Source organism: Vibrio sp. 1401, assembly GCF_033340295.1.
Window position 1 is genome coordinate 1 of the sequence record NZ_JAWOWF010000674.1, and the last position, 562, is coordinate 562.

Genomic DNA, 562 nt, shown 5'->3' on the forward strand with positions numbered 1-562 from the left:
CTTAATGCTCTCTGTTACGTTTGGTGGCTTAGAAAAATCGGGAGAGTTGCGCGTAAGAGGCTTAGAGCTATTAGCCCGCGCAAATTACCAAAGAGTAGGCAGTGGCAACTTGGCGTTATCGCTCGCCCCGAATGGTCGACAACTTGTCTTAGCGGGTCGCCAACCTACCGAGCATCTTAACTCAGCCAATCTGACAGTTTGGTTCCACGAAATCATCGAACAGACCGAACTTTGGCAAGCGCGTTTTGCCATGTTGGATCAAGATCTTTCAGCCACTTCAAATCATGAACAAAGTCATGTTCAACCACTGCGTGTGTAGGAGGGAGTTATGGTGAATACAACGCAAAAAATCAGTCAAAGCCCAGTACCCGATTTGGAACAGTTTCGTGCCATTGCCGCGCAAAAAGATGACCGAGTAATCAGCAAAAGAGGCGAAGTCAAAGAGCCATCTACGTCCCATAAAGGCCACAAGTTTGCTACGGTTAGCGAAGGCGTATTAAGAAAAAAATACACCAAGTTCTTCCAAGAAAATATCAAAACGCCCCTCGACTTGAAGCAGGCA

1 protein-coding gene and 1 pseudogene are annotated in these 562 nt (G+C 46.8%); both read left to right on the forward strand.

The window, feature by feature from the left end:
* Positions 1-319: CesT family type III secretion system chaperone VecA (vecA, locus tag R7Z77_RS27505; RefSeq protein WP_318137328.1), on the forward strand; the 319-nt coding region annotated here is incomplete at its 5' end.
* Between the two features lie 9 nt (positions 320-328).
* A pseudogene (locus R7Z77_RS27510) lies at positions 329-562 on the forward strand (CesT family type III secretion system chaperone); the annotation flags it as partial.